Raw genomic sequence first — 4,741 nt, 5'->3', positions numbered from 1 at the left:
ACACGCGAGACTGGACACCGGCAGGCCCAGTGCGCCTCAACCCCTCCCCGAACCCCACCCTGGCCGTGCAGGAGTTGAAGCGCATCGGTTGAACTCTCTCACGCGACAACTACCTTGACGCTCACCGGTCGCCGCAGCGTCTACCCGCGCGACTGGAAGGGTTCCCTGGACGCGGACGCGTTCATCGAGCGCATCAAACAACGCATTGATGCCGCAGAACACCTGCGCGTGGAACTACCCTCCTACTCATCCCTTCATCACAACGTCTGGGACGCCATCGGCATCGGACTCCACGCCCTCGGCCGCCTCGCCCCTCACCGCGTCTTCCCGAGGTAGCCATGCCCACCCAAGTCACTGGCCCAGGGCTCGACGGCCCCGCCATCACGGTTGAGCGTGCCGCCGAACTGCTTCATTGCAGCCGCGCCCGCGCCTTCGAACTCCTGCGTGAGGGGCGACTCGTTCGCGCACCGCGATTTGGGAGAGGAACAACCGTTCTCTACGCGTCCGTACTTGATTGCCTCCAGGTGCCCCACACACCAAAGCAGCAGCCCCCACGGAAGAGACAGCGCCGCCCGTCACTTCGAGCGACGCTCCAGGCTGTTCCACTTGACGGTGGACTTAGCAACTCTTCCGAAGCGGCTCGTCCAGGAGCACCGGGTCCTTTGGATGGTGCAGATTGAGCGGAAGTACGATCATCGGTGGGATTTGCACACCCTCATAGAAGAGCTTCGTCGTCCTAGTGTTGAGATGACCCATCACCGCTGCAACCATCTTCAAGGGCACGCCATCAGACGTGGGCTTGACGACCCTTCCACATTCTGAGGCCCACGTTGCGAACGAGTGCCTCAGTTCACCAGGAACAAGGGGGGTAATACGCTCGTTCGGGAACTGCTTCGACAGGCGACCAGCCGCGTATCCAAGGCATTCATGGACGGAGCTTGTGCTCGGTGACTTTCCTCTAGCCTGAAGCCTCTCTGCCGCAGCCATTGACTGAGCATCCAAGCTTACAATATGGATTCGCCCATTCTTGTGCTTGAATGTGACGGTTCCGACAATACCGCAAGGGTCGTTTACGACTCGGAGCGCCCCTTCGCCCGCAGCGATTCGAGCAATTTCTGTTGCGTGCATTCCTGTCTTGGCACGCAGACAGAGGACGTCCCGAACGCACTGACTCCCGACAGTGCCGTAGATGCGCTCGACGAACGCTAATGAGTACCCCTTGATGCGGCTCCCTTTTTCGGCCACAGCCGGGGGCACCCGCAAACTCAGCGTAGGGTCCTCGCTCGGCTTGAGTCGGTCCTCTTCACGCAACCACGCAGTGAAGGACTTCAGCGCAATGATGCGGTACTTCCGAGCTGTCCCCCAATCTGCCAGGAGCTTCCTCAAGTCTCGAAGCTGGACTTTGCGCAAGTCACGGCCAGCTAGCGCTTCGCCCCAGGCGGAAAGATAGGCTCGAACCGCGCGTCTGTGGGCCAAGCCCCGCCCCTTCTCCGTAAGATGCAAAAGAAGGCCAGCCACCGCCTCCTCATCAATATGGACGGGAGCGTTATCCAGGGCGGCTTGGCGCCGAGTTCGGTACGCATCTGGGTCTCGCTCCCAAAGCGCCAGTTCGGCAAGCGCCTCTCGCTCACTGGCGGCGTCAAGCGCAACGCTGTAGCGACGCCCAGCCCATTGCCGCTCGATGACCCAAACCGCTCGACCGGCTGCATCTCGAATTCGACCGCCAGCCCACTTCCCGACCCACATTGCACCCATCGTCATCCCTCAGTGCGTTACCGGTGCGTTACCGGTTCGCTCAAAGGGCTAAATGGGGACGCTTTCCCTCTGTGGCGCCATGAGACCGGACTCGCCTTCAAAACCGGTGAGGGGCGCTGAGAGGCGTCCCTGGCGAGTTCGATTCCCGTGCCCTACCGCCACCTTTCCCCTCTAACTCCGGGCAGTTGGCGCGGTTTGCGGCGATGCCTGAAGAATTCGGTCAAATACGCGGGCGTTCATTCGGTTGCATCCCTTTTACGTCCTTGGGAAGCGCCAGTGCCCTGCGACATGGTGTTCTCGCGAGCTCTCGCTCCCCCGAGCACTTCGTGCCCCTGAATTCGCGCTGAAGGGCGCACTGGCACTGGGATTCATGGCGGCAGCCCTGCTTCCGCGCTCCCCGAGGGGACATGATTGCCTCCAATGCTCCTTGTCCAGAGGTTCGGCGGATTTCTGGCCAGACTGCGCGACCTGCGGCTTCATCTCCGTTCTCTCGGGCCATCCACTACGGAGGATGAGGCGTGTACCTGAGCCATGTCGCTGTGCAGGGATTTCGTAACCTCGGCGCCCTTTCGCTCGAACTCGCCCCCGGCCTCAATGTTCTCGTCGGCGAGAACAACGTCGGGAAGACGAATGTGATGGAGGCGATCCGTGCGGCCCTGGGCGCTACGTCAGCGGCCAATGGCGAGCCGATGCGCCTCCGGCCGGATGACCTCGCAGCCTCCGCAGGAGGAGAACTAGTGGATGGCACCATCCACATCGATCTCACATTCTCAGGCCTGAGCGAGGACGAGCGAGCGGAGTTCATCGATTTGCTCGACTACAACGCAGCCGCGCCGGAAACCTCGACAGCAAGCATCCACTTCGAGTGGCGGTGGGACGCAACTCAACGACGCTGGCATTCGCGACGATGGGGAGGGAACCGGCCTGATGCGGAAGTGGCGGTACCCGAGGAGGATCTCCAGTCCATTCCGGTCACCTTCCTTGAGGCACTCCGCAATGCTCTGAGTGCCTTGGTCCCAGGGCGAAACAGCCGCCTAGGACGCCTCCTGATGCAGCAGGCATCAAACGAAACCGAACGCGCTTCGGTTGAGCAGATCATTCAGGAGGCCAACCAGCGACTGGAGCAGGCTCCTCTAGTCTTGCAAACACAAAGCCGCATTCAGGAGGTACTCAGGCGTGCCTCGGGCCCTGTCTTCGGTCAAGAGATTGCTATTCGGGCGGCCGAGCCTCGCTTCGAGAAGATTGCGCAAGGACTGAGGCTTCTGTTCGCGGAGCGCGAGCACGGCGCGGCGGGGGGAGTCTCTAAACTCACGGACATCGATCAGAACGGCCTCGGCTACAACAACCTCCTCTATGTGGGAACGGTATTGGCTGAACTCGGTAACCTTCCCAATGCAGCCCTCCCCCTGCTACTCGTGGAGGAGCCAGAAGCACACCTTCACCCGCATCTACAAACCCTCCTCGCCGATTGCCTTGCCGGGGGGCTGCCTGCGGGAGCGGAGCCACGACGCGTCCAAACGATGGTGACAACGCACTCGCCCACCATCGCGGCGCATGTATCCCCGGAGACCATCACGATCCTGCATCGTGATGAAAGGGGGCAACTGCATGCGACCGGGCTGCGGCAGTGCGGGCTCAATGGCGAGGAACTGCGCAAGCTGCGCCGAATGTTGGACGTGACGCGCGCCTCGATGCTGTTTGCCCGGGGAATCATCCTCGTCGAGGGCGTTTCGGAGGCACTACTGCTTCCCGTGCTCGCACGTCGACTCGGCAAGAACCTAGCAGCGTGCGGTGTAAGCGTTGTCCCTGTGTGCGGAGTGGACTTTCGCACTTTCGGAAAGCTCTTCGGGCCTGGGAAACTCCAACTGCCGCTCTCCATCGTCACGGACAGCGACCCGCCCATTGACGGGGAAACAGGCTCCGATGCGCGGCCACGCCGGCATGCGGACGGAGTACGGTACGTCGAGGGCGATCGTGCATCCAGCCTAAGGGATGACCTCTCCTCACACCCTGTCGCTCGAGTGTTCGTTTCCGCAGTGACACTCGAGTTCGAGCTCGCGAGCGCAGCATTGGAGAACGCGTCTGTGATGGTGGACGCTTGGCTGCGTGGTTACAAGCAGCCACGAAGGTCCACGCTCCAGCATCATAGCATCGCCAACAGCACCACTCCGGAGGAGAGGGCTCTCGTCTTGTGGCGCCACCTTTGCTTGGCGGATGGCGGACGCAGAAAGGCGGATTTCGCGCACGCACTCGCGGCGATCCTAGATGAAGAGCCAGAGCGTACCTTCACCGTCCCGGGATACCTCCGCGACGCTATCGAGCACGCGTGCCGGAGGAGTGCGTGAGTCCGGCGCCTGCCCCTGAGTTCACGCCGGAGCAGAAGAGCGTGCTTGATGCGGATGACCGGCTTGTGGTCGTCCAAGCAGCGCCTGGGAGCGGGAAGACGCGGCTGTTCGTCGAGGTTCTGCGTCGCCACCTGCACGGATGGAATCTTAGGCGCGGTGGGGTTGCAGCACTCTCCTTCACCAACGTAGCCCAGCAAGAGATTGCCAGTAGGCTTGGAGGGGAGCCCTCGCCACCGCACTTCGTCGGAACGCTGGACTCGTTCTTCCCCCCTGTGTCAGGGAAGTTGTCGCCTCGGCTGACCGGCCGAGCTGACCACCCCCGGGGGCGAGTACAGGCAGGTAGCTGTGTCGTACACGGATGCATTCAAGGCGGAGATGGTGAAGCGGATGGTGGGGCCAGGCGCGGTGAGTGCTGCGGCGCTGGCCCGCCAGGTGGGAGTCTCGCAGCCGACGCTGTCGCAGTGGTTGCGCGAGGCGCGTAGGGTAGCGGCGATGACGCCACCGCCCGAGGAGAAGAAGCCCGCTGGCCCGAAGAAGTGGACGCCCGAGGAGAAGCTGCGCGTGCTGCTGGTGGCCCAGGGGCTTGAGGGTGAGAAGTTGGGGGCGTTGCTGCGCCGCGAGGGGCTGCACGAGGCGCAGTT

General features: G+C 62.5%; 4 protein-coding genes and 1 pseudogene. 4 read left to right on the top strand and 1 reads right to left on the bottom strand.

Features of this window, described 5'->3' with window-relative positions:
- The first annotated feature begins 114 nt into the window (after positions 1–114).
- Positions 115–336: a hypothetical protein gene (locus HNV26_RS36850; RefSeq protein ID WP_171445527.1), complete on the top strand. Its 222-nt coding sequence runs from the start codon at positions 115–117 to the stop codon at positions 334–336.
- A gap of 282 nt (positions 337–618) precedes the next feature.
- Here HNV26_RS36850 and HNV26_RS36845 read toward each other — a convergent pair whose 3' ends face one another.
- Entirely contained in the window at positions 619–1,386 is a 768-nt protein-coding gene (locus HNV26_RS36845; RefSeq protein WP_253817390.1) for a site-specific integrase, read from the bottom strand.
- 887 nt (positions 1,387–2,273) lie between these two features.
- Between HNV26_RS36845 and HNV26_RS36840 the strand changes: the two genes are divergently transcribed.
- From HNV26_RS36840 to HNV26_RS36830, 3 genes and pseudogenes are all read left to right on the top strand, one after another.
- Positions 2,274–4,100 carry an ATP-dependent nuclease gene (locus HNV26_RS36840; protein WP_171445528.1) on the top strand — a complete coding sequence of 609 codons (1,827 nt, stop codon included), beginning with the start codon at positions 2,274–2,276 and terminating at the stop codon, positions 4,098–4,100.
- A pseudogene (locus HNV26_RS39530) lies at positions 4,082–4,306 on the top strand (UvrD-helicase domain-containing protein); the annotation flags it as partial. The gene HNV26_RS36840 and the pseudogene HNV26_RS39530, both read left to right, overlap by 19 nt.
- Positions 4,307–4,445: 139 nt before the next feature.
- A partial coding sequence (locus HNV26_RS36830; protein ID WP_436410077.1) for a transposase occupies positions 4,446–4,741 on the top strand: 296 nt, incomplete at its 3' end.

The sequence above is a fragment of the Myxococcus xanthus genome (assembly GCF_013116825.1).
Lineage (GTDB): Bacteria > Myxococcota > Myxococcia > Myxococcales > Myxococcaceae > Myxococcus > Myxococcus xanthus_B.
This window is presented reverse-complemented; position numbering and strand designations above follow the sequence as displayed.